Raw genomic sequence first — 23,630 nt, 5'->3', positions numbered from 1 at the left:
ATTGTGACTAACGGTCGTGTTCGTGCAACAGGTTTTTCGTTATTTGAGCTTGTTTTAGTAGTTGTTTTACTGGCAGTTATTATGGCTTTTGCTATACCTCAATACATAGGCATTAAAAATCAGGCACACAATGCGAGTGTGGATGTGGTGGCTGGTGGATTTGCCTCTGCGGTGTTGATGGTCAAAGGTCAGTGGGAATTATCGGGGCGTCCAAAGGGCGTTAATAATACAACACATATTAATTACGGAGGTGTCATTGTTGGTGTCGATGGGCACAGAGGCACACCAACGGGTGATAAAACGACTAATACTGATACGCGGGCCAGCGCAATGACTGCACTGCAATGCCAAAAAGTATTAAGGGTAATTTTACAAGATGCGCCAACAAGCACATTAAGTACCGAGGTTTCTATAATAACCAAGGTGAGTTATTTAGTGCGTTATAACACTAAAAACAACCAGTGTATTTATTATTTAACTCATAATTTAAACACCAATAACCTACCTACCGATGGCGCCGTTATGGCTAAAAAAGTAGGGTTTTCGTACTTTCCAACAACAGGCAAAGTGCAAATTTTTAAAAACTAAGTAATTATAAAGAGGCTTACTTATGAAAACGCAGTCATTAAAACAACCAATGAATAAGCAAGCAGGTTTTACGCTTGTTGAACTAATAATTGTAATTGTAATTTTAGGTATTTTAGCGGTGACCGCTGCCCCTCGTTTTTTAAACCTGCAGGGTGATGCTAACGCTTCTACACTCGAAGGTTTACAAGGCTCAATTCGCAGTGGTATGAATATTGTTAATGGTAAGTCTATTATCGCCAGTACCCATAAAAAAGCTTCAGATTCGGTTTCTGTAGATAGTGGTGCAGACGTATCTATAGTTTATGGCTATCCTGCAGCGACGGAAGCAGCTTTTGAGGCTTTTTTAGATGTAGAATTTGCATCTGATGACTCTGCAGATTTTAACCTTGTAGCAGTTGCTGCTGATGAAAAAGCAATTATTTTCCCTAATAGCTACGTGCAAACTGATGATTGTCGTATTGAGTATACACAAGCAGCAGATGCAAACGACGGCACACCGCCTGTGTCTGTAACGCCTCCTACTGTTACGCTTATCACGAGTGGGTGTTAATTTATATAAATGAATAGCAGTAGTAATCAACGATTGCGTGGCTTCACACTGGTTGAATTAATTATTACTTTAGTTATTTTGGGCATACTGTCGGTAACGGCAGTGCCCAAGTTGCTAGGTAGTTCAACAGAGCAAGCATACTCATACAGAGATAGGGTATTAAACGCCCTACGCACAGTACAATTACGCGCGATGCAAAATACTGCAACAAGCAGCTGCCATAAACTGTATATTTCACCTACCTTGGTTGCGGGGCCAGAGCCAGAAACCTGTACTGGTGGCCCAAGTACCAATAATAGCGAGCATTTAGTTGTTGCTATCAATACCGAGCGCAGCGACGTACGATTTAATGCCTTAGATAGCAATGCTAATGCGTTTACGCAAATTAACTTTGACCCACTTGGGCGAGCAGATCAAAATTGCACAGTACAATGTAAAATTGACCTGGGTCTAGCCGCGGTGTGCATTAGCGGTGAAGGGCTTATTTATGCCTGCCCCTAAAATACAATCAGGCTTTACCTTAATTGAGCTGATTATTGGCATTGTGATGTTTGCTATTGCGCTAAGTATTATTACAGCGCTTATAGCACCTCAAGCAAAACAAAGTGCCAAGCCTATTGTCGCACTCAGGGCCTCAGAGCTTGGGCAAGCATTAATGAACGAAATATTAGCTAAATCATTTGATGAACATAGCGAGCGCACGCCACCATTTAGGCGCTGCTCCGAAACAAGCTTAGGTGCCCAGCCTTGTAGTACTCATTCTGAGCTTGGTGCTGATAGCGGTGAAGCACGGGCTAATTTTAACGATGTTGATGATTACATTGCGCTCACAGGGCAGCCTATTAGTGATAGTTTAGGGAATACATTAGCGCAATATAGCGACTTTTCACTGGTTGTGAACGTGCAATACGACAGCGACCTAAACGAGGCAACCAATAACGATGGCGTTGCCTTTAAACGAATTACCATTGAAGTAACCTCACCCTTGGGGCAAGTGTACGGCTTTAGTGCATATAAAGGTAATTACTAATGAATAGAGCAAAGCAAAAGCGTGGCTTTACCTTAGTTGAGCTATTACTTGTTATGGTAATTATTGGCATTTTAGCGGTAGCGTCATTTTCGTTTATTAGCGCTGGATTTAATATTTACAGCCAAGGTGTGAAACGCCAAGAAGCGGTGGCGCAAAGTCGCTTTGTTTTAACTCGATTAAGTAAAGAGCTTCGCCACGCAACCCCTAACTCACTGCGCTTAAATTGCGATAACGCCAGCATTGGAGCGTGTAGCACGCAGCAATGTTTAGAATTTACGCCGTTTTTATCTGCCACTCACTATACCGATTACTTACCCACTAGTGCCCCTTTTGAGATTACCGCCGTTAATTTTGCGCTTAATAATTTAACTGAGCCACAAATAAACGATTGGGCAAGTATCTATCCATTAAATAGCAGCGATATATACGATGAAAGTCAAAACAAGCGCCTACAAGTTAGTGGCTACAGCGCCGTTACAAGTGAGCTAGATACATGGCAATTTAGCAAAGCATTTGCTCAAGAGTCACCGAGTAAGCGCCTTTATTTATTAGATCAGCCCGTTAGCTTTTGTGTAGAAGGTAATTCACTGTATCGCTATAGCAACTACGGCTTTACTACAAACCAATTAAACGCCGCCAGCTTACAGGTTAGCTCGGGTGTTAAACGCGATTTAATGAGTAATTATATTGCCAATGACTTAACGAGCAGAGCCTTTTTTACGTTAAGTGAGATTTCGCTACAGCGCAGCGCGGTTGTTAATGTGTTTGCGCAAATGGGGTTTAACGACACCGAACAAATAAGTATTAGCCATGAGGTGCATGTGCCTAATGTCCCCTAATATAAAAAACATCAGTTTTGCTAAAAAGCAGCAAGGTAATTTGCTCATAATTACGTTGGTGATCATTGTCACTTTGCTGGCACTAGGGCTGGCGCTTTCTAAAGTGTTATCGGGTGCGGCGCAGCAAAATACCATTGAGTATTACGGCGCGCGCGCTTACATGGCAGCCCAAAGCGGATTAGAAACCGGCTTAAGCGAAATTTTTGCACTAAATAGCACTGCGCAAACTTGCAGTGCAGTAACCACCAGTAGGAATTTTAGCACCCTCTATCTAGCTAATTGTGAGGTTGAACTGAGCTGTAGTGAATACATAGCCTTACCCGATAGCAGCACCCGCTCTGGCACCGTTAATATTTACTACTTACAAAGCTCTGCAACGTGCGCCGCCAATGATTGTGCTGCCGGTGCAGCATGTCAAAAGGAATATTGGCAAACCCAACGTACTCTAAGTGTGGAGGCTAAAACATTACCATGAGCAAACATACCCTCTGTATTTTATGTTTAATAAGTTTGCTACTAAGCCGATGCGCTATGGCTGTACCGCCTAAAATTGAAGGGCGATTTATAGAGCTACAAGACACGTACACTTCACCCATATGGACAAAAATAAATTTTCAGCAGCAATACATAACCCCTCCTGCGGTATTTATGTTGTCCACTAATCAAGGCGGTAACCCCGCTATAGTGAGAATACGCAATGTAACAACCACAGGGTTTGAAGCATTGCCACTTGAGCCATCAGGAGAAGATGGCGAGCATATAACCATGGGCGCGCACTATTTAGCGGTAGAATATGGAGTGCATGAATTTCCTGATGGGACCATTATGGAAGTGGGGAACACCGACTTACGCCTTGAGCTACAATACGGTGATAAGTCGGGGTTTGCACCTATCACACCTAAAGGTTACAAATCACTGACATTTAATAAACCGTTTGCGGTAAGGCCTAACTTTTTTCATTCGTTACAAACACTAAATAGTTTAGATAGTGACCCGCCGTCTCAAGCGCTTGTGCCTTTTTTAACCATTGCAGTGCAAAGTGGTTCTTTATCTACAAGCGGGGTAAATATAGCGTTAGAGGCCTCAGAAACCGCATTAGGTGTTATTCAAACTGAAACGGTGGCCTACATGGCTGTAGAGCCTGGCAGTAATCGCACCTTTACCGATGACAATGGGGTAGAAGTGTCGTGGGAGACCTTTTTTACAGGATTCGAAGTTGATGGTTGGAATGATGGGTGTAACTACTTTAATTTTAACAATAACTTTAGTGAGGCACCGCTGGTGGTGGCAAGTAAAAATTCCCGACTTGAAGAAGACGGTGGGTGGCTGCGCAGCTGTAATTTAAGAGCGGATCGGTTAGGGCTGGTGGTTGATGAAGACCGTGATGGCGACAGAGAGCGTAACCACGTAAAAGAAGAAGCCTCTATATTAGCTATGACCAGTACGTTTGTATTTAATGGCGATATTTTAGATTGTGATACTTTATTTCCTGGCGCTATTTCTACCTACAATGATGGACAAGTGCAGCTTGTTCAAGGTGTGGAAATAACCGATAGCAATGCACAATTTATTACCACCACTAATTTAATATCAACTGCACTCACCAACCCACCTTTGTGTAATGGCCAAGGCTGTGTGGCCACTGGGTATAACTCCCTTGAGCCAAATCAAGCTGCGCAAGTACCCACGGTCACAAACGATGGAAGCTCTACCGGTGATGTGCCTGTATCGTTAGCTGGTGATTATTTTTATGACGAACTAGCACTTAACTTATTGGAAGATGAGTACAAGGTAACAGCGCCCACCCGTATCTTTTTAAAAGATACATCGTCGCTAATTTCTAGCGCATTTTTGAACATAGGCAAAACGAATATTGCGGTTGAAGAAGGGGCGTATTTAGCTATATATGTCGATGGTGATGTTGCCATTGCGGCCGATGCAAATATTGCTGCATATATTGTCGCAACGGGGGAGGTAAGAATTGCCCAAAATGTCACGTACCAGGGCTCTATAACCGCTGCAACACAAGTAATAACCGAGGGCAGCTCTACGTTTGATGCGTTAACAGTGCCAGAGAGTATTCCTGGGTTTTGCGGTATTTTTACGCCGGTTTTGCTTGATCACTACCGCATATCATTAAGTGATAACCAAGGTTTAACCTGCCAAGCAAAAGAAATGACATTAACCGCCTGTGCAAACGATGCATGTGATTTACTTTACGATGAGCCTTCCGCACTTGACCTGTCTCCAGATAACAGTGGCCAGCAAAGCTGGGTAAGCGGTGAAAATATTACCTTTACAGGCTCTGCCACAGTAGCGCTTGCAAAGCGTACCACAGGCACCGTTACACTTGGCTATAATACCGCCGACCCATCTGCACCGCTGCGTTGTTATATTAATGGTAGTAACGTAGGGCTGGGCGGGTGCAAAGTGGTTTTTTCTGATGCAGGGTTTATTTTTAATAACGACACCGCCAATACAGCGAGTATCCCCACTCAATTATCTGGTAAACCCTCTAGCGAGGGTTTTAATGCCGCTGAGCTATCCATTCAAGCGGTTAAAACAAATACCACAACAGGCGTATGCGAAGCCGCATTCCCTGCAGGTGGTCAAGTTGATTTAGATTTAGCTTATAGCTGCAGTGCCGGCGCTACGTGTTCAGATCCAATACAACTTAGTAATAATGCGAATATTTATAGCGTGCAGCAAGCATATCAAACTTTTTCGCTCACCTTTGATCAAGACTCAAAAGCCCCTATTGCTATTAACTACCCTGATGCCGCTAAATTAAGCTTAAATGCACGGGCAACAATTGTATTAGACCCAGTAACTAATTTATCAGTAAGCTTAACCGGTAGTTCTAACGAATATGTAGTTAAGCCCTTTGGATTAGCTATGCAAGTTGCAAGTGACGGCTATGCTCAAACAGCAAACGATAGTTTATTTAGATTAACGGGTGAGTCATTTGATTTAAAAATGAATGCAGTACAGTGGCGTGCAGGGCAAGACAATAACAACGATGGGATACCTGATAACTATAGCGCTATTCATAGCAACCCCATTGCCAAACACTTCATTAGCGAGTCTCCTTTAGTAACACATAGCTTAGTATTACCCAGCCCCGGTAATGAGGGGCAAATTGAAGCGCTAAGTACCCTTGCCTTTACTGATACGGGAAACTTGAGTGAATCCATATCGCAGTACGCTTATGACCAAGTGGGTACTATAAACGTATTTGCGGGTTTACAAGATGGCGATTATTTTGGTGTGGGCGATGTAAAAGGGCAGCTAAACAACGTAGGGCGGTTTGCTCCATCGCACTATCAAGTATTAGGTGTTCAAGCTGCTGCGCAATGTACACAGTTAGGCAGTAATTTAACCTATTTAGATCAGCCCTTTGAGCTTGGTTTTACGGTACAAGCGCTTAATCATAACAACCAGCTAATGGCTAATTACAAACAAGGCTTTGAAAAAGCCCAAGTACAAATAAATGCCGAAAACAATCAAGCTGGTAATTATGTACCAGCAACCACGCTAACCAGCAGGTTAGCCAATATAAGCAGCAATAGTTGGAACACTCTAGCCGATGGACAGTGGCAAATGAGCGACAGCACTGCCATGTTAACGCGCTTGGCTATAAATAACCCCGACGGCCCATTTACTATGGTTAACCTTATGGCCACCGTCACTAACACAGAAGGCGCTATGTTAATTGATGCTAACGATGAGCCGAGTACGCAAGTAAGCTGCAGCACTGATTGCAATAGCGTGCGTTTAAATGATGTGCCAATAGACTTTCGCTTTGGACGCTTAGTGCTAGGCAACAATGCCGGCTCAGATTTAGACTCATTACGTGTGCCAATGCAGGCTCAGTACTTTAATGGAACAGGCTTTGTATTAAATACCGAAGATAACTGCAGTGTATTTGAGCATCCGCAGTTATCCCAAATATCGCCTTCAACGCCAATATTAAGCTATGAGTATGGTGCAGGTGCAGCGGGTTCATTAGAGGCAGGCAGCTACCCTACAAACAATGCTATTTATGCAACACCAAATGGCAGTGGTACATTTACATTAGAATACGAAACAGAAAATTGGTTAAAGTGGGATTGGCTTGGTGATAATTCACAGCAAGATCCCCATGCTATTTTGCAATTTGGTCGCTTTAGAGGAAATGATCGGGTTATTTACTGGCGTGAAACAAGAGAATAGTTGTAAACTAAGATAATAATTGAACAAAGCTTGTGTTTTGTGCTTCAAGTACATAGCATAAGGCATTGGGTGTATTGATTTTTGATGGTTGAAAAATGTTCAGCTTTCAAAAGTGAGTACACTCTAATAAACAATAATAACGACCAAATAATTGCCGCTTTTTGGGACTGGAATATATGCGAATTGCTCCTTTATCTCTGTTAATTTCCGCTAGTTTGTTAGCTAGTAGTGCATTTGCACAAGACACAGCAACAGTAACCGGAATTGAATCAGAGATTAGTATTAAACAAACAGAATACGATAACTCGACACAAATACTTGAAAAACACTTAAAAGAAGAAAGTCAGTTACAAAACCAACTTGAACTACTTCGTTCTCGCTCTACAGAGCTTGATAAAGAGAAAAACCAAGCACTTGATGCGATGAACGAAATGTATCGCCGCTTAATTGACGATCCTACGCTTGATATTAGTGCTGCCCAATCGCGCTATCAAAAAGCCGTGGTTGATCATAAGCAAAATAAAGACGACATCTCAATGCAGTTGGCGGCAATTGCATCTCATCGTAAAGATATAGAGCAAATTCGTGTTGCAAAACATACGCTTTTAAACACCTTAGAAAGCTTAAAAGAGCAATTAACTACAGCCCGAGTAGAGCGTTTACGTAATGAGTTTACCCGCGAAGGTACACTTGAAGTAAACCACACAATTAACTGTAAGCGTACCGAAACGCTCGCAGCCTGTGAGCAACGCGGCCAGCAAATGGGTTTACAAAAAGCCACTAAGCGCTTTGTTGATCAAATATTTGCTAATTTAACAGAAGAGCGAATTGTTGAACCAAAACGCAACATGGCAGGCGCACAAGTACAAATTTTAAGTAGCCATGTAGTTAACAGTGCATTTAGTGGACAAGGCAATTACAACGTTAACTTAAGCGTAACCATGCGCGGCGAAGTAAACAGCAGCCGCCTATGTAACTTATTAAACGTAGATAACCGTTATTGTTCTGAATATGGCTCGCCACTCGCGACAGCGTATCAGCCTGGTTACGGTACAACCTACTCTGATAGTCAGTTAACATTCAGCAACGCCGCGGATAATACCGACACTGTGTCTGTATCGCGAATGAACAATCAGCCAGTGCGCGATTATTCAGTGAAAGCTGCACCTACAAAAAAAAACTATCCATCAATTATAAATAAAGAGAAAAATCAGCAAGTTGAGCTGACTTTACGTTCAAATGTTTACGATGATGAAGTGTTTATTGATGGGGTGAGCTTTGGCTCTACGCGTTTAGTTACGCGTTTACCGCGTGGTGTGCATAACGTAGAAATACGTAAATTAGGTTATAAGCCTTACAAAGTAAGAGTTGATTTAACTAAAGCACAGACTATTCATGCTAACTTAGTAAAAAAGTCTGAGTCGATTGCTGCACCGGCTTACACTCGCGAGCAACCAAAACCTGTAAGTCGTACAGCAAGCACTAATCGCTCTGCTGATGTACAAAATAATGTTGTAGTTGTGCCCGCCGGTAAATTTAAGATGGGCGATATTAACGGCAATGGTTTAGCAAATGAACGCCCGGTTATTGAAAAAGTGATAGCCAGTTCATTTGCTATGCAAACCAAAGAGGTTACCGTAGGTGCCTACGAAGCGTTTGTAGCAAGTACTGGGTATAAAACACAAGCAGAGCAAAGCAAAGGGTGTGCTTATTATTTAAATGGCGAACCCGTATGGGAAGCTAATTTAAACTGGCGTAACCCAGGTTTTGAGCAAAGCAGCGATTTTCCTGCTGTGTGTTTAACATTTAACGACGCGAAAGCGTATGCCGAATGGCTCTCTGGCGAAACCGGGCAGCAGTACCGTTTACCTAATGAAGTTGAATGGGAATACGCCGCTCGCGCAGGTACAGAAACAGAATACCCTTGGGGTAACGAAATAGGTAAAAATTTAGCTAACTGTGGTTGGTGTGGTAGCGAATGGTCAAACAAACGTGCAGCACCGGTGGGTTCTTTTTCTCCTAACGCATTTGGATTATACGACACCGTAGGCAATGTGTGGGAATGGACAGCTAAAGAGTCAGGCGAATCTGATGTTGCAGTAAGAGGCGGGGCGTGGAACTTTGCACCGAGCCTTGCACGTGCTTCAACACGATTAATTTTAGCGCCAGATTTTAGATCTAACTACATTGGCTTTCGCTTAGTCCGCGAACGATAGCATTTAACCAAGGAAGCCTAGCTTCCTTTTTTCACAAATTAACAAAGGTAGTTGCGCTTTATATTGCTCATCTAATTAGGCATGTTAAAGTGAGTGCAGCTAACATAAGAACGTATTTCAAAGGTCATCCAGCCTCATGTTTAAAAAACTCCGTGGTATTTTTTCAAACGATCTATCGATCGACTTGGGTACAGCCAATACCCTTATCTATGTAAAAGAAGAAGGTATTGTACTTAACGAACCTTCAGTTGTAGCTATTCGTCAAGAACGCGCTGGTGGACCTAAAAGTGTTGCTTCTGTGGGTACAGAAGCAAAACAAATGCTAGGGCGTACACCGGGTAATATTAAAGCGATTCGCCCAATGAAAGATGGCGTAATAGCCGACTTTTATGTAACCGAAAAAATGTTACAACACTTTATAAAACAAGTGCACAACAATAACTTTATGCGCCCAAGCCCGCGTGTACTTATTTGTGTACCGTGTGGTGCAACCCAAGTAGAAAAGCGTGCAATCCGCGAATCAGCAATGGGTGCCGGCGCGCGCGAAGTGTACCTAATTGAAGAGCCAATGGCCGCAGCAATTGGTGCTGGGCTACCCGTATCAGAAGCAACTGGTTCTATGGTTGTTGATATTGGTGGTGGTACTACCGAAGTTGCTATTATTTCACTAAACGGTGTTGTTTACTCATCGTCTGTGCGTATTGGTGGCGATAAATTTGATGAAGCCATTATTAATTATGTACGCCGTAACTTTGGTAGCCTAATTGGTGAAGCAACGGCTGAAAATATTAAACATCAAATTGGCTCTGCTTTTAAAACTGACGAACCAATTGAAATTGAAGTACGCGGTCGTAACTTAGCCGAAGGTGTTCCTCGCTCATTTACACTTAACTCGCACGAGATTTTAGAAGCACTCCAAGAGCCGCTAATGGGTATTGTAAGTGCCGTAATGGTTGCACTTGAGCAGTCTCCACCTGAGCTTGCATCGGATATTTCAGCTCACGGTATGGTTCTGACTGGCGGTGGTGCACTATTAAAAGATTTAGATCGTTTATTAATGGAAGAAACAGGCATTCCTGTGGTTGTTGCCGATGATCCACTTACGTGTGTAGCACGTGGCGGCGGTAAAGCACTTGAAATGATTGATGTTCATGGTGGTGACGTTTTTAGTTACGATTAATGAAATTACTGTTTGGACAAACCATCTCTTTGCAACTGCGACTTTTTGTCGCAGTGCTTTTGAGCATAGTGCTCATTGCGGGCGATAAGTTTACACAAGGCGGCACGGTTGTACGTACGAGCCTTAATACACTTGTCAGCCCATTAATTTACGTTGCCAACCTACCTTACGAAATATTTAGCTTAGGTGCTAAAAGCCTGCATACCCGCGATCAGTTACTGAGTGAAAACGAAGCGCTGAAAAAAAAGCAGATGCTACAAAGCGAGCAATTGCAACAATACCAATTTTTAGCTCGCGAAAACCAAAAGTTACGCGCTTTACTTGGCTCATCGGCTAAGCAATCTAATCGTAAAAAAATAGCCCAAGTACTTTCTGTACATTCAAACCCTTATAGTCATCAAGTGGTTATTAACCGCGGTACCACCGACGGCCTAAGCGAAGGCCAAGCCGTAATCGATGAAATGGGAGTTGTTGGCCAGTTAACAAAAGTAGGCTCTACTACATCGCGAGTGTTACTAATGACCGACACAACTCATGCTACGCCGGTACGTATACTACGAAACGACGTGCGTACGGTAGTTGAAGGCATAGGTAAAATTAATGTTGTTAAGCTTTCGCATGTACCTCATAGCCTTGATGTTCGTATTGGTGATGTACTCGTGACCTCGGGGCTTGGCGGTACGTTTCCTGAAGGTTATCCGGTGGCCGTTGTCACCGAAATAAACCGCGATGAAGGACACCCATTTGCCCAGGTATTTGCAGAGCCTATTGCACAGCTAGACCGTATTCGTTTGTTGGTTATTTTATGGCGCAATCAACAGGAGCAAATCAGCGATGATTAATCGTTATTCATTGTTAATTGCACTAAGCATCTTTTTTGCTTTAATTATGGCATTAATGCCACTGCCTTTTTCGTTTGAACCCTTCAGACCAGATTGGGTATTACTGGTATTAATGTATTGGTCGTTGGCAGTGCCGCATAGATTAAATATTGGTACCGCGTGGATTGTAGGCCTACTCATGGACTTAGCATTAGGCTCGCCATTAGGAGTGAACTCACTCACGTATTCTATTTGTATATATGTGACTGCGAGTAACTTTCAAAAAATACGTAACTTTTCCCTTTGGCAGCAAAGCTTATTAGTGGGCTTATTTTTAACCTTGTATCACTTAATGCAATTTTGGTTAAATCACTTTTTATTAGGTGTTTATTTTAATCCACAATACCTGTGGCCAGTGGCGACCGGTATGGTTAGCTGGTTTTGGGTCTTTTTGCTTCTTCGCAAATACCGTAGACATTTTAGGATCAGGTAATGACAACCACAGTATATTTGGCGTCAGCCTCCCCGCGACGTAAAGAGTTGTTGAGTCAGTTAGGCATTGAGTTTGAACAGTTCAGTGTAGATGCAGACGAAACCCCACTTGCAAACGAGCAGCCTCATGCGTTGGTTGAGCGCTTAGCTCGCTTAAAAGCGCAAACAGGCGTGGCGCTTGGTTACACAGACCGCCCAGTGCTTGGTAGCGATACTGTGGTTGTTATTGATAACGAATCGTTGGGTAAACCACGCGATAAAAACGATTTCATAACAACACTTAAACGTTTATCTGGTAATACACATCAAGTGCTTACTGCCGTTGCTTTTGCTACACAAACAGATGTACTAAGTTGTGTGGTGAGTACCGATGTGACCTTTAAAACCCTCAGCGATGAAGAAATAAATAGCTATTGGGAGTCAAACGAGCCACAAGATAAAGCCGGTGGTTATGGTATTCAAGGCTTAGGTGGTCGCTTTGTTACACACATTGCGGGTAGCTATTTTGCTGTTGTAGGCTTACCTTTATACGAGACCGAACAATTATTACAAGCATTCTTAAGAAGGTAACATGAGTACAGAATTACTAATAAATGTCACGCCAAGTGAAAGCCGTGTTGCCCTAATCGAAAACGGTGTATTACAAGAAATTCAACTAGAGCGTATAGGCAACCTAGGTATTGTAGGCAATATTTATTTAGGAAAAATAAGCCGCGTACTACCAGGCATGCAAGCTGCTTTTGTTGATATAGGCCTAGAAAAAGCCGCTTTTTTACATGCATCAGACATAGTCAATAGTGCCTCAATAGTTGAGGGTGTAGACGACGAGCCAATTAAAAAAGTACAAGACATACGTGAGCTAGTACGCCAAGGCCAATACATTATGGTCCAAGTGGTTAAAGACCCACTAGGCACTAAAGGAGCAAGGCTTACTACCGATATCACTATTCCTTCGCGCTATTTAGTGTTTATGCCAGACGCTACGCATGTAGGTGTTAGTCAGCGTATAGAAACCGAAGAAGAGCGTGCGCGACTTAAAAAAATAGTGGCAGAATACGGCGACGATAATGGCAGTTTTATTGTTCGTACAGCGGCAGAGGGCGCCAGTGAAGCGGAGCTAAGACACGATGCTGAATTTTTACGAAAACTGTGGCAAAAAATTGTATCACGTCGTAAAAAAACCAATAAAGCCAGTATATTACACGAAGACTTAACGCTTGCATTTAGAACCCTGCGCGACTACGTTGGTGAAGATATGGAGCGCATTAGAGTTGACTCTAAGCTAACCTATCAAGAACTAAAGCTGTTTACTGAGGAGTTTGTGCCTTTGCTTTCGCAGGCACTTGAGTACTACCCAGGTGAGCGCCCAATTTTTGACTTATTTGACGTTGAAACCGAAATTCAAAAAGCATTGCATCGTAAAGTCACGCTTAAGTCAGGCGGTTATTTAATTATCGACCAAACCGAAGCGATGACCACAGTTGATGTGAATACAGGTGCGTTTGTAGGGCATCGTAATTTAGAAGAAACCATTTTTAATACCAATGTAGAAGCCACATCAGCCATTGCTAGGCAGCTACGCCTGCGTAACTTAGGCGGTATTATTATTATCGATTTTATCGATATGATCAGCGAAGATCATAAACGCAGAGTATTACATTCTCTAGAGTCAGCACTATCTAAAGACCGTGCAAAAGCCAACATAAACGGCTTAAGCGCATTAGGCTTAGTAGAAATGACCCGTAAGCGCACCCGCGAAAGCCTTGAGCATATTTTGTGTGATGTATGTCCGGCTTGCTCTGGACGTGGCTCACAAAAAACAGTCGAAACCGTATGCTATGAAATACTGCGCGAAATAGTACGCGTTAATCGCGCCTACGATGCCGATAAATTCATGGTGTATGCGGCGCCGGCTGTAAGTGAAGCCTTACTCAATGATGAGTATCATAACCTTGCCGAACTTGAACTATTTATTGGTAAGCAGGTCAATATTCAAACAGAGAGCCTATACAGCCAAGAGCAGTTTGATGTGGTAATGATGTAATGAAAACGAAAGCGGTCTGTTTTTTTTGTTTTAGAAAGTTATGGCAAACCTGCGCCATAATTTTAGTATTACTGGCCGTGATTGTTTCTATTTTAAAGTACACCTTACCTTATGCAAACGACTACAAAGGCGATATAGAAACCTACCTGCACGATAAATTTGCCATTAGTCTTTCTATAGGCGCAATCTCTGCCAGTTGGCATGGAGCCGGCCCAGCCTTGGTATTAGAAGATCTCTCCTTTAAGGATAACGAAACTGCGCCTATATCGCTCACTATTGCCAAAACAAGCCTAGAACTTAACCTATGGGAGAGCATTAAAGCCTTTCAGTTAAAGTCTAATTACTTTGTTATTAATGGCTTTCATACCAGTGTAAATATTCAAAATTTATTTAACAACACCAATAACGATGATGTCTCGTTTGAACAAAAAGAGTTAATTGAAGAGCTGTTTTTAGGAGATACAGGGCATTTTGCTATTGAAAATTCGAGTATTAATTTTATTTTAGAAGATGGTAGAGAGCGTAAACTATTACTCGAAAACATAGTATGGCAAAACCAAGATGAACAGCATTTAGGAAGCGGCAGCCTCGCCTTGCCCGGCATTAGTGTGGGTAGCTTTGACGCTCGTATCGCACTTAGTGGCAAAACTATAGAGCAAATTGCGGGTGATATTTACGTACAAGCAAATAGCGTAGATGTGTCTAATTGGTTGGCGCAATATATTAATACTGAAAAACAACAGCTTTACACAGACATAAACTTAAAGTCTTGGCTTAAGCTCGAAAATGGTTTTATCAGCGATGTAAAAATGCAGTGGTTACCTAGCTTTGTGCACTGGCAAAACAACCAACAAGCTAAACAAGTAAGCTTAAGCGAAGGGGGATTTCATTTATTTCCTGAGGCAAACGCTTGGCACTTAAAAAGCACGGGCCTAACATTTAGTAATAACGACACAACCTGGCCAAGTCTAGAATTTGAGGCAAACTTAGGTAAGCAAAATAAAGTGTGGCTGCAGCAGGTTGATCTTTCTTTACTGAGTAACTTGGCGTCGTTAACTAATTTTGAAGCATTACAGCCACTTTTAAACCGCAAACCAAGTGGTTTTATCGATCAAGCCTACCTAGAACTTAATCCAGATGAGCAATGGCAGTTATGGTTTTCAGCTAATAATATTGGCTGGCAAGAAGTGTCTGGTATTCCTGCAGCGCAGGCGCTTAGAGTCTCGGGGCTTATAAATCAGCAGCGCGGGCGAGTGCAGCTATTTGGCGAAAACGGGACTTTAATAACCGGCGACAGCTTCAGTAAAAATATTGATTACAACCAAATTAATATCGATCTGGATTTAGCAAAAACAGATAATTACTGGAATGTAAGCAGTAATAATATTTGGTTTGATAATAACGAAGTTACCTTAGCGGCTGAGCTAAATGTAAGCCTTAGCGACGATCCTCGCTTAGATCTATACGCAGAAGCCTATGCAGAGGATGCCACAGTAGCAGGGCACTACTTTCCGTTAAAGGCAATGAGCCCTCAACTTGTAAGCTACTTAAACGGCGCAATAAAAGGGGGCGAAGTAGCTAAGGCGCAAGTATTATTTGCAGGTCCGCTTTCAGGTTTTCCTTTCACCGATGGCAGCGGCCAATTTGATGTACTCGCGCAAATAGATAACGCAACGTACGCGTTTGACCCCAATTGGCCGGCAGTAACTAACGCTAATGTGCAGCTGCATTTTGCCAACGAGCGAATGGATATTTATAGCCAGCAAGGCCAGTTAGTTAATTTAGAAGTAGGCGATAGCGTGCAAGTGAGTATTGCCGATTTAATGCACGCTGATGAACTCATTGTACAAATAGATAAACGCGCGCAAATGGAAAAACTGCATGACTTTTTTGCAGCCACCCCGATTGCAAACCCACTGGCCAATATTTTTGAAGTGGTGCAGGGTAAAGGTCAAGCCGATGCAAGCGTAACACTTTTAATTGGCTCTAAATTTAAAGGTGGAGCCAGTGTCAGCGGCAAAGTAAAACTAAACGATTTGCCTGTTTATATTGCAGCCCCAGGCATTGCGCTTGAAAAACTAAGCGGCGAGCTCAGCTTTGAAAACGATACAATTAGCATGCAAAACGCCAGCGCTACATGGTTGGGTATGCCGCTTAGCATTAACTATAATAGTGCAAGCGAAGCACAGCAGTACACCGCTAATATTGATATAACGGCGTTACTAAATGCAGATACACTAACAACCCAGGCGCAAGGTGTACTGAAAGGGTACCTGAGTGGGCAAAGTGAAGTTGATATAGGCCTTGCACTTAATTTTACTGAGCAAGGATTTAATTACCGCGCTCAGGTAAGCTCAGAGCTACGTGGCTTGTCGAGCACGCTACCAGCGCCCTATGGCAAAACAAGTGAACAGGTTTGGCCGTTAACGGGCATAGTGCAAGGCGATGATATTTCAAATCTTATTACGGCTAATGCTAATCAGCAGCTATATTTTAATGCGATTTTAGAAAACGGTCAGCCGCAATTTAGTAATATGCATATTGTACTTGGTGAGCAAAATTTAGGGCTAAATCAAAAAGATTTAAGCGTTAATATTAACCTTGAACAAACGCAACTAGAAGCATGGTTTGAATTAATAGACCAAATAATTAAAGCCGCTCAAGCTAAGCCAAACCAGCAGTCTGAGGGTATTATGCCGCCATTAAATGAAGTGGTTGCGCATATTGATAAAGTTAATGCTAGCGACATTATTTTTAACGATTTTGAAATGCGCTTAGCGCCCCAGCAAAACGACTTATATTTAAAGCTTAATGCCAAAGAACTGCGTGCTGACGTGTTTATTCCCAACTCTCAGCCAAGCCAGCCGATACGTATAAATAGCGATTACTTAAGACTTAACTTTGCACCTAAAGTAGAAGAAGATCTTGAGATCACCGATGTACTGCCAGAGCAAAACCTAGCGTGGCTTAACACAGTACCTGCCATTGAATTTGAGTGTGCAGATTGTAAAGTGGCAAGTTATCAGCTTGATAAAGTGAGCGCTTCGCTGGTCGGTGAAGGCGACAAGCTCACTATTTCTGAGCTTGTGGTTGATAAGGGCGACCATATTTTACGTACCAAAGGGCAATGGCAAGGTGGCTTTACGCAATTTAATGGTGAACTTAAAAGTGACGATATAGGCGCGCTATTTGATGAATTTGATATCACCACCGCAATAAAAGACTCAAAAGCCGATATTAACTACAACCTTGCTTGGCAAGGCGCTCCGTATGACTTTGATATACCAAGTTTGGGCGGTGAAGTTAAGTGGGATTTAGGCGAAGGCCACATTGCTGAAATAAGTGATGGTGGGGCACGTGTGTTTTCGTTACTTAGCCTTGACTCGCTAGTGCGTAAATTAAAACTCGATTTTAGAGATGTATTTTCAAAAGGCTTTTTTTATAACAGCTTAAAAGGCTCTATGCAGCTAGATAAAGGTATAGCCTACACAAAAGATACCAAAATGGATGGCGTACCAGCCGATTTAACGATTAACGGCTATGCTAATTTAAACACCCTTGAAATAGATTACGATTTAGCTGTGGCACCACAAGTAACATCTAGTATTCCGGTTATTGTGGCTTGGATGGTTAATCCCGTCACAGGGCTTGCCGCTTTAGCGCTTGATAAGGTTATTCACTCAGCAAGGGTGATCTCCGAAATTAACTTTAAAGTAACCGGCAAAATGAATGACCCTGTGGTACAAGAGCTTGAGCGTAAAAGTAAAGAAGTTACCTTACCGCAAGCTGCGCAAAATCAGCCGCAAGCGGCCAGTACACTCACACTTAAAGATGCCGCGGTAACAGCAACACAATGAGTACGCTAAACGCCAATATAATTGCTTTGCAAATGTGCTCAGGCACCAACCCCGACGAAAACATGGCAACCCTTGGCGAGGCGTTAAATAAACTCCCCGCAGCCAGGCCAATGCTTGTATGTTTACCCGAGGCGTTTTTAGTATTTAGTAAAAGTGGCCATGATACGCTAGCGGTTGCTAAACGTATTACTCACTACAAGCAGCAATTAAGTGCATTGTGTAAAAAGCATAATATTTGGTTAAATGCGGGCACCATCCCTGAGCCACACAAAAATAATAAATACTTTGCGGCCTCGCACTTATTTAATAGCCAAGGTGAATGCGTAGCCACGTATAATAAAATGCATTTATTTGATGTTGATGTGGCCGATAAAACCGCCAGCTATCGAGAGTCAGACTTTACTCAGGCAGGCGATGATGTGGTGGTTGTTGCTACACCGTTTGGTAAAATTGGCTTAACAGTATGTTATGATTTGCGCTTTAGCGGATTATTTAGCGCACTTACGCGCCAAGGGGCTGAAATAATTTTAGTGCCCAGTGCTTTTACACTCCCTACAGGGCAAGCACATTGGCAACCCTTATTAAAAGCACGCGCAATAGAAACGCAATGTTACGTTATTGCAGCTGCGCAGTATGGAACGCATCAAAATGGTCGCCAAACATACGGCCACAGTATTATTATTTCACCGTGGGGCGAGCAAATAGCAACGCTTGAAAGTGGGGTAGGGTTTATAAGCGGTTACGCCGACCTAAACCAGTTAAATAAAATTAGAAGAGATATGCCCGTGCAATCTCATCAACGATTTAGAGAGCATTTATTATGAATTCGGTTGAACAGCATTTATTACACGACAGCCAGCTAAATCGAGAAGAACTCGAAAAAACGCTTGGGTATATTCATCAGCATAAAGTGGATTACGCCGATTTATACTTTCAATCAAGCCATCATGAGTCATGGGTGCTTGAAGACGGCTTAGTAAAAGAAGGCTCTTACAATGTTGAGCGAGGAGTAGGTGTTCGTGCCGTTAGTGGTGAAAAAACAGGGTTTTCTTACTCTGATGCCATTAACCTTGAAGCGTTAAACAAAGCCGCAACGGCGGCTCGTAGCATTGCCGATGCAGGCGAAGATAAAACCATTAAAGTATTTAGCGATGTGAAAGCAAAAGAGCAATTTGCCCCGCATCAGCCAATATCAAGCATGAGTGACAGCGATAAAGTGAGTTTATTGCGTGAGCTTGAAAACTACATACGCGAACTTGCCCCTGATGCTGAGCAAGTAATTAGTTCAATGTCGGCCGTATACGAAGAAGTATTAATTGCTGCCAGCGATGGCACGTTTGCTACCGATATACGCCCGCTTATTCGTTTAAACTGCTCCGTTTTACTTGAAAAAAATGGCCGCCGTGAACGCGGTGGTGCAGGAGGCGGCGCACGCTTAGATTATGGTTACTTTAAAGAACTAGTTGAAGGCAAGCCACGTTGGATGGGCTTTGCCGAAGAAGCAGTACGCCAAGCTAAAGTAAACCTAGAGGCAATTGATGCACCAGCTGGCACAATGGAAGTTGTGTTAGGCAATGGCTGGCCTGGCGTGCTTTTACACGAAGCGGTAGGCCATGGCCTTGAAGGCGACTTTAACCGTAAAGGAGCCTCGGCATTTAGCGGTAAAGTGGGGCAAAAAGTAGCGTCTGAGCTGTGTACAGTAGTTGATGATGGCACCATGGCCGATCGCCGCGGTTCACTTAACGTTGACGATGAAGGCACACCTGCAGCTTATAACGTACTTATCGAAAACGGTATTTTAAAAGGCTACATGCAAGATAAGCTCAATGCGCGTTTAATGGGTGTAAACCCAACGGGTAATGCACGTCGTGAGTCGTATGCGCATTTACCTATGCCGCGTATGACCAACACCTACATGTTAGGGGGCGAGCATAGCCAAGCCGATATTATAAGCTCAGTTAAAAAAGGGGTATTTGCACCAAACTTTGGTGGCGGCCAAGTAGATATTACTTCAGGTAAGTTTGTATTTAGCGCATCAGAGGCGTATTTAATTGAAAACGGTAAAATTACCCAGCCAATTAAAGGTGCAACACTGATTGGCAATGGCCCAGAGGTGATGCAGCATATTTCTATGGTAGGCAACGATTTAGCCCTTGATAAAGGCGTAGGTGTCTGCGGTAAAGATGGCCAAAGCGTTCCTGTAGGGGTAGGTCAACCAAGCCTTAAAATAGACCAACTTACAGTAGGTGGTACCGCATAAAACAATAAAGCGCGAAGCAGTTCGCGCTTTTTAGGTTACCAATGCGAGGTTTACGCCTCGCTTTGCTCTTCTTTGTTCTTCTTCGCCTGTTCGTACCACAAAGCCATAAAACACTCAGTTAATTTATGCTCTATTTCAAGTGCTTTGTTGGTTGGGCAAAATAGCGTAAAGCTTGCTTTAAACTCACCAAGCTCTGTAGTGCCAAAGTGAATAACCGGTGCCGGACCTGAAATTTTGGCATCGAGTTTACGCTCTATCATCGAATTATAACGTGTTGCTACATCGTGAAACTCTTCGCAGTATAGTTTTGCCTGATTGACTAATTCGTCATGAATAACATAAGGGTTAAAGCTCTCTCTGCGTACAATAGTAAAATGATGAGTAACAAAGCGCTTTACATAATTAAGGTTTTTAATTGAGCTGGTGATCAGCTTATTATTTGGTATATAAATTGTTTTGCGCGAAAACTGATAAGTGTGCATGTCTATTTCATGCATGGTGGTTTTTACCCAGTCTGTTTCGGCTACTTCACCAAAATAGTCACCCACTTGTATCCAATCACCTACTCTAAATGGGCGGGTGGTAACTAGGTAAAAAAAGCCTATAACGCATTGTATAAACTCGCGAGTTGCAAGCACTATAGCTACAGCAAACGCAGCAATAGACAGCGCAAAATTTTGTATTTCGGTCGACCATACAAATAGTAGCGACAACACCATAACAAAATTAATAAAGTGCTTAATGTTATGAGTGATGTAACGAATGTCTTTTTCTTTTTTTTCTGCGCGGTTTCTTGCTAGTTTATCAACCAGTACTTTAAGCACAAAAGCAATGGCAAGCACGAGCACAGAAACTAAAAAAGGGTGCATGAGTATGTCTTTAATCATAACTTCCAAATACGAGTAGCAATAGGCACGCTAAGTATATTGAGTAATCAAACCAATTAGCAAATTTAAGCTACATAAAATCACTTATACCAATTGTGTTAAGACATGAGCCATTTATAGTAATAGGTGAATAGCGTTAAAACCCTATTAGCGCTTTATTTTGCACGCTAGAATGGCTACTACTTAATTAAACCGGTATTACTTAGCAGCTAGGCTGTTTGCTCTGTAATAGAGACCTGCGTGTGTTTAGCGTGTTTTTGGCAAAACAATACAAGCTCAATGGCAGCGATAAAAATAAGTGTGTAACCCAGGGTTTCTATGCCTTCCTCAATAATATTTTTAACGACCCGAACGTATTGTTCCCCCATAACTGAGTGCCAAAACTCGCCCTTGCCCATCATTCTCGAAAAAGCGAGTAAGGTCACTAAGCCAGATAGACAAATACCATAACTCGGTGTTTGCGCATAGGCTTTTAACGAGCTGTAAATAAAGCCTCGTTGGGCTTTTAAGTAAAGTAGTACGCTCGCTAATAGCGTATATACAATTGCTTGCCATGCGCCATCAAACACATACATATCTAGGTAGGTGTCAAATTCTCTAACAAACATAGCAGCCGACAATGCAGCCAGTAACAGCGAGGCTATTTTAAGATTAGAGTGAATACGTGAGGCGTAGAAAAACAGCATACAACTTAAAAACGTTAAAATATCTTGCATGTGTTCTGTTAGTGTTTCTTCACTGTAAAGTGCATTTTGCTGTAAATCAAAACCTTCAAGCTGAATTAAAAAAGCCACACCTGCTAAGCATAATAAGTAAATAAAAGATCGCAGTAAAAACATATAAAAGCTCAAATAGAAAACAATGCGCGGCAGTTTAATTATAAAAATGGCTAAAAGCCAAAACATTATAGAAACTTTTTATATATTTATCGGTCTAAGTTTTTTGCTGTTAAATTAATGGGTTATGTTTTTATATTATGTATTTATGATGTGTTTTTTGTAATAAGTTGAGTTAATTAGTTGTGCTGTATAGGGTTAAATGCGTTAAACATAAAAAAGCCCTTACTAAAACATAGTAAGGGCTTTTAACGTTATAAGCAGAATTTGCTTAGCGCATCGTCACAAACTCTTCTGAGCCTGTAGGGTGCAGTGCAACAACAGCATCAAAATCAGCTTTAGTTGCGCCCATTTTCATAGCAACCGCAAAGCCTTGAATCATTTCGTCAACGGCAAAACCAATGCCGTGTAAGCCAACTACTTTTTCTTCAGGGCCTACGCATACAAGCTTCATTGCACACGGTTGGCGGTGTTGTGTAACGGCTGTGTACATAGCGGCAAAGCCCGACTTGTACACTTTTACATTTTCTTCGCCGTGGCGAGCAATGGCTTCTTGCTCGGTTTCACCAATAGTACCAATAGGTGGGTGGCTAAATACCACAGTAGGTACAAGGCTGTAATCCATTTTTAAATCATCAGGTAGGTCTTTATTAAATAAACGCTCTGATAGGGTACGGCCGGCTTTAACTGCGACAGGCGTAAGTTCTATACCGTGCTCAATAATATCGCCCACAGCATAAATACCAGGTACGTTTGTATTTTGATATTCATCTACTTTTACATAACCAGAGCTATTTAGTTCGACCCCTGCTGCTGCAATGTTAATTACATCAGTGCTTGGCTCACGGCCAATAGCCCAAATTACTTGGTCAACATTTTGGCTGTAACCATTTTCAAAATGAATGGTTAAGCTACCATCGCTTTCTTTAACAATTTCTTTAGGCGAGCATTCGGTATGCAGTGTTGGGCCTTCTTTTTTCATGATCTCTACCAGGGTTTCAACCAGTAGCGTATCAAAATTACGAAGTGGCGCGTGTCTGCGTACAAATAAATGAGTTTCTGTGCCTAAACCATGCAGTACACCGGCAAGTTCTACAGCAATGTAGCCTGCGCCAATTACCGCTACTCGCTTTGGCTGCTCTGTTAATTCAAAAAAGCCATTTGAGTCTATACCGTACTCAGCACCTGGAATATTAGGAGTATGCGGACGGCCACCTACTGCAATCAAAATATGATCGGCCGTGTAATGCTCGCCGTTTACTTCTACGGTTTTGCTATCAACAAATTTAGCAAAACCATTAATTACGGTTACGCCATTGTTCGCTAAACCGTTGTCGTATCCTTTATGAATGCGACCAATGTACGCTTCGCGGCTCTCAACGAGTTTGCTCCAGTTAAAGTCCTTTACTTCTACGTTAAAGCCGTAATCAGGTGCATATAAGTTAATTGCTTCAGCAACTTGTGCGCCATGCCACATTACTTTTTTAGGCACACAGCCTACATTAACACAGGTGCCGCCCATGTGTTTTGCTTCGATAAGCGCTACTTTAGCGCCACGCATTGCCGCACGGTTAGCAGAGGCAATACCGCCACTACCACCACCAATCGCAATGTAATCAAAATGCTGAGCCATGTTTTATCCTCAAAAAATATATTTAACTATAATGTGCCGATGATAGCATATGCTAAGTGCAAGTCACCCAGCGCGGCGCGCTAAAAAGCTGATAAATACAACAAACGAAATTGTTTATTATGCCGATCAGTTTCATCCTAAGCTATATTAGACCCATTAATGGAGGCTTGTATTTCACCGTTTTG

The 23,630-nt window shown here is 42.4% G+C and carries 19 protein-coding genes; 16 read left to right on the top strand and 3 right to left on the bottom strand.

Going from position 1 to position 23,630, the window contains the following annotated elements; genetic code table 11:
• Positions 1 to 3: 3 nt before the first annotated feature.
• The 16 genes from OIZ54_RS08340 to tldD all read left to right on the top strand — a co-directional run bounded on the left by OIZ54_RS08340 (position 4) and on the right by tldD (position 20,089).
• Positions 4 to 588: an agglutinin biogenesis protein MshB gene (locus OIZ54_RS08340; RefSeq protein WP_264390160.1), complete on the top strand. Its 585-nt coding sequence runs from the start codon at positions 4 to 6 to the stop codon at positions 586 to 588.
• 22 nt (positions 589 to 610) lie between these two features.
• On the top strand, positions 611 to 1,138 hold the full coding sequence (locus OIZ54_RS08335) for a prepilin-type N-terminal cleavage/methylation domain-containing protein (RefSeq protein ID WP_029773099.1): 528 nt from the start codon (positions 611 to 613) through the stop codon (positions 1,136 to 1,138).
• A 9-nt stretch (positions 1,139 to 1,147) separates the two neighbouring features.
• Positions 1,148 to 1,639: a type IV pilin protein gene (locus OIZ54_RS08330; RefSeq protein ID WP_054982903.1), complete on the top strand. Its 492-nt coding sequence runs from the start codon at positions 1,148 to 1,150 to the stop codon at positions 1,637 to 1,639.
• Positions 1,626 to 2,168 (top strand): prepilin-type N-terminal cleavage/methylation domain-containing protein, encoded by a 543-nt coding sequence (locus OIZ54_RS08325; protein ID WP_264390159.1) that lies wholly within the window; start codon positions 1,626 to 1,628, stop codon positions 2,166 to 2,168. The genes OIZ54_RS08330 and OIZ54_RS08325 overlap by 14 nt, the downstream gene beginning before the upstream one ends.
• Positions 2,168 to 3,007: a type II secretion system protein J gene (locus tag OIZ54_RS08320; protein ID WP_264390158.1), complete on the top strand. Its 840-nt coding sequence runs from the start codon at positions 2,168 to 2,170 to the stop codon at positions 3,005 to 3,007. Before OIZ54_RS08325 ends, OIZ54_RS08320 begins: the two co-directional genes overlap by 1 nt.
• On the top strand, positions 2,997 to 3,482 hold the full coding sequence (locus tag OIZ54_RS08315; protein ID WP_095206642.1) for an agglutinin biogenesis protein MshP: 486 nt from the start codon (positions 2,997 to 2,999) through the stop codon (positions 3,480 to 3,482). The genes OIZ54_RS08320 and OIZ54_RS08315 overlap by 11 nt, the downstream gene beginning before the upstream one ends.
• A 56-nt stretch (positions 3,483 to 3,538) precedes the next feature.
• Entirely contained in the window at positions 3,539 to 7,219 is a 3,681-nt protein-coding gene (locus tag OIZ54_RS08310; RefSeq protein WP_264390157.1) for an H-type lectin domain-containing protein, read from the top strand.
• 176 nt (positions 7,220 to 7,395) lie between these two features.
• Positions 7,396 to 9,435: an SUMF1/EgtB/PvdO family nonheme iron enzyme gene (locus tag OIZ54_RS08305; protein WP_004585755.1), complete on the top strand. Its 2,040-nt coding sequence runs from the start codon at positions 7,396 to 7,398 to the stop codon at positions 9,433 to 9,435.
• A gap of 136 nt (positions 9,436 to 9,571) precedes the next feature.
• Positions 9,572 to 10,615 carry a rod shape-determining protein gene (locus OIZ54_RS08300; protein WP_002958401.1) on the top strand — a complete coding sequence of 348 codons (1,044 nt, stop codon included), beginning with the start codon at positions 9,572 to 9,574 and terminating at the stop codon, positions 10,613 to 10,615.
• Positions 10,615 to 11,457 carry a rod shape-determining protein MreC gene (gene mreC / locus OIZ54_RS08295; RefSeq protein WP_264390156.1) on the top strand — a complete coding sequence of 281 codons (843 nt, stop codon included), beginning with the start codon at positions 10,615 to 10,617 and terminating at the stop codon, positions 11,455 to 11,457. The genes OIZ54_RS08300 and mreC overlap by 1 nt, the downstream gene beginning before the upstream one ends.
• Positions 11,450 to 11,929 carry a rod shape-determining protein MreD gene (gene mreD / locus OIZ54_RS08290; protein WP_264390155.1) on the top strand — a complete coding sequence of 160 codons (480 nt, stop codon included), beginning with the start codon at positions 11,450 to 11,452 and terminating at the stop codon, positions 11,927 to 11,929. The genes mreC and mreD overlap by 8 nt, the downstream gene beginning before the upstream one ends.
• On the top strand, positions 11,929 to 12,498 hold the full coding sequence (locus OIZ54_RS08285; RefSeq protein ID WP_264390154.1) for a Maf family protein: 570 nt from the start codon (positions 11,929 to 11,931) through the stop codon (positions 12,496 to 12,498). The genes mreD and OIZ54_RS08285 overlap by 1 nt, the downstream gene beginning before the upstream one ends.
• A 1-nt stretch (position 12,499) precedes the next feature.
• The gene (rng, locus tag OIZ54_RS08280) at positions 12,500 to 13,972 is read left to right on the top strand and encodes a ribonuclease G (RefSeq protein ID WP_004585759.1); all 1,473 of its coding nucleotides are present in this window, start codon (positions 12,500 to 12,502) and stop codon (positions 13,970 to 13,972) included.
• On the top strand, positions 13,972 to 17,829 hold the full coding sequence (locus OIZ54_RS08275; RefSeq protein WP_264390153.1) for a YhdP family protein: 3,858 nt from the start codon (positions 13,972 to 13,974) through the stop codon (positions 17,827 to 17,829). The genes rng and OIZ54_RS08275 overlap by 1 nt, the downstream gene beginning before the upstream one ends.
• Complete coding sequence (locus tag OIZ54_RS08270) at positions 17,826 to 18,653, top strand: carbon-nitrogen hydrolase family protein (protein ID WP_264390152.1); 828 nt, start codon at positions 17,826 to 17,828, stop codon at positions 18,651 to 18,653. Before OIZ54_RS08275 ends, OIZ54_RS08270 begins: the two co-directional genes overlap by 4 nt.
• Complete coding sequence (tldD, locus tag OIZ54_RS08265; protein ID WP_024032486.1) at positions 18,650 to 20,089, top strand: metalloprotease TldD; 1,440 nt, start codon at positions 18,650 to 18,652, stop codon at positions 20,087 to 20,089. The genes OIZ54_RS08270 and tldD overlap by 4 nt, the downstream gene beginning before the upstream one ends.
• A 50-nt stretch (positions 20,090 to 20,139) precedes the next feature.
• Here the strand turns inward: tldD and OIZ54_RS08260 are convergent, their stop codons facing one another.
• The 3 genes from OIZ54_RS08260 to gorA all read right to left on the bottom strand — a co-directional run bounded on the left by OIZ54_RS08260 (position 20,140) and on the right by gorA (position 23,445).
• Positions 20,140 to 20,976, bottom strand: a complete 837-nt coding sequence (locus OIZ54_RS08260) for a mechanosensitive ion channel family protein (RefSeq protein ID WP_055254579.1) — start codon at positions 20,974 to 20,976, stop codon at positions 20,140 to 20,142.
• 209 nt (positions 20,977 to 21,185) lie between these two features.
• The gene (locus OIZ54_RS08255; RefSeq protein ID WP_264390151.1) at positions 21,186 to 21,770 is read right to left on the bottom strand and encodes a hypothetical protein; all 585 of its coding nucleotides are present in this window, start codon (positions 21,768 to 21,770) and stop codon (positions 21,186 to 21,188) included.
• 313 nt (positions 21,771 to 22,083) lie between these two features.
• Positions 22,084 to 23,445, bottom strand: coding sequence for a glutathione-disulfide reductase (gene gorA, locus OIZ54_RS08250; RefSeq protein WP_055254577.1), 1,362 nt, complete (start codon positions 23,443 to 23,445; stop codon positions 22,084 to 22,086).
• Positions 23,446 to 23,630 lie beyond the last annotated feature (185 nt).

The organism is Pseudoalteromonas sp. A3 (genome assembly GCF_025942345.1).
Lineage (GTDB): Bacteria > Pseudomonadota > Gammaproteobacteria > Enterobacterales > Alteromonadaceae > Pseudoalteromonas > Pseudoalteromonas atlantica.
This window is presented reverse-complemented; position numbering and strand designations above follow the sequence as displayed.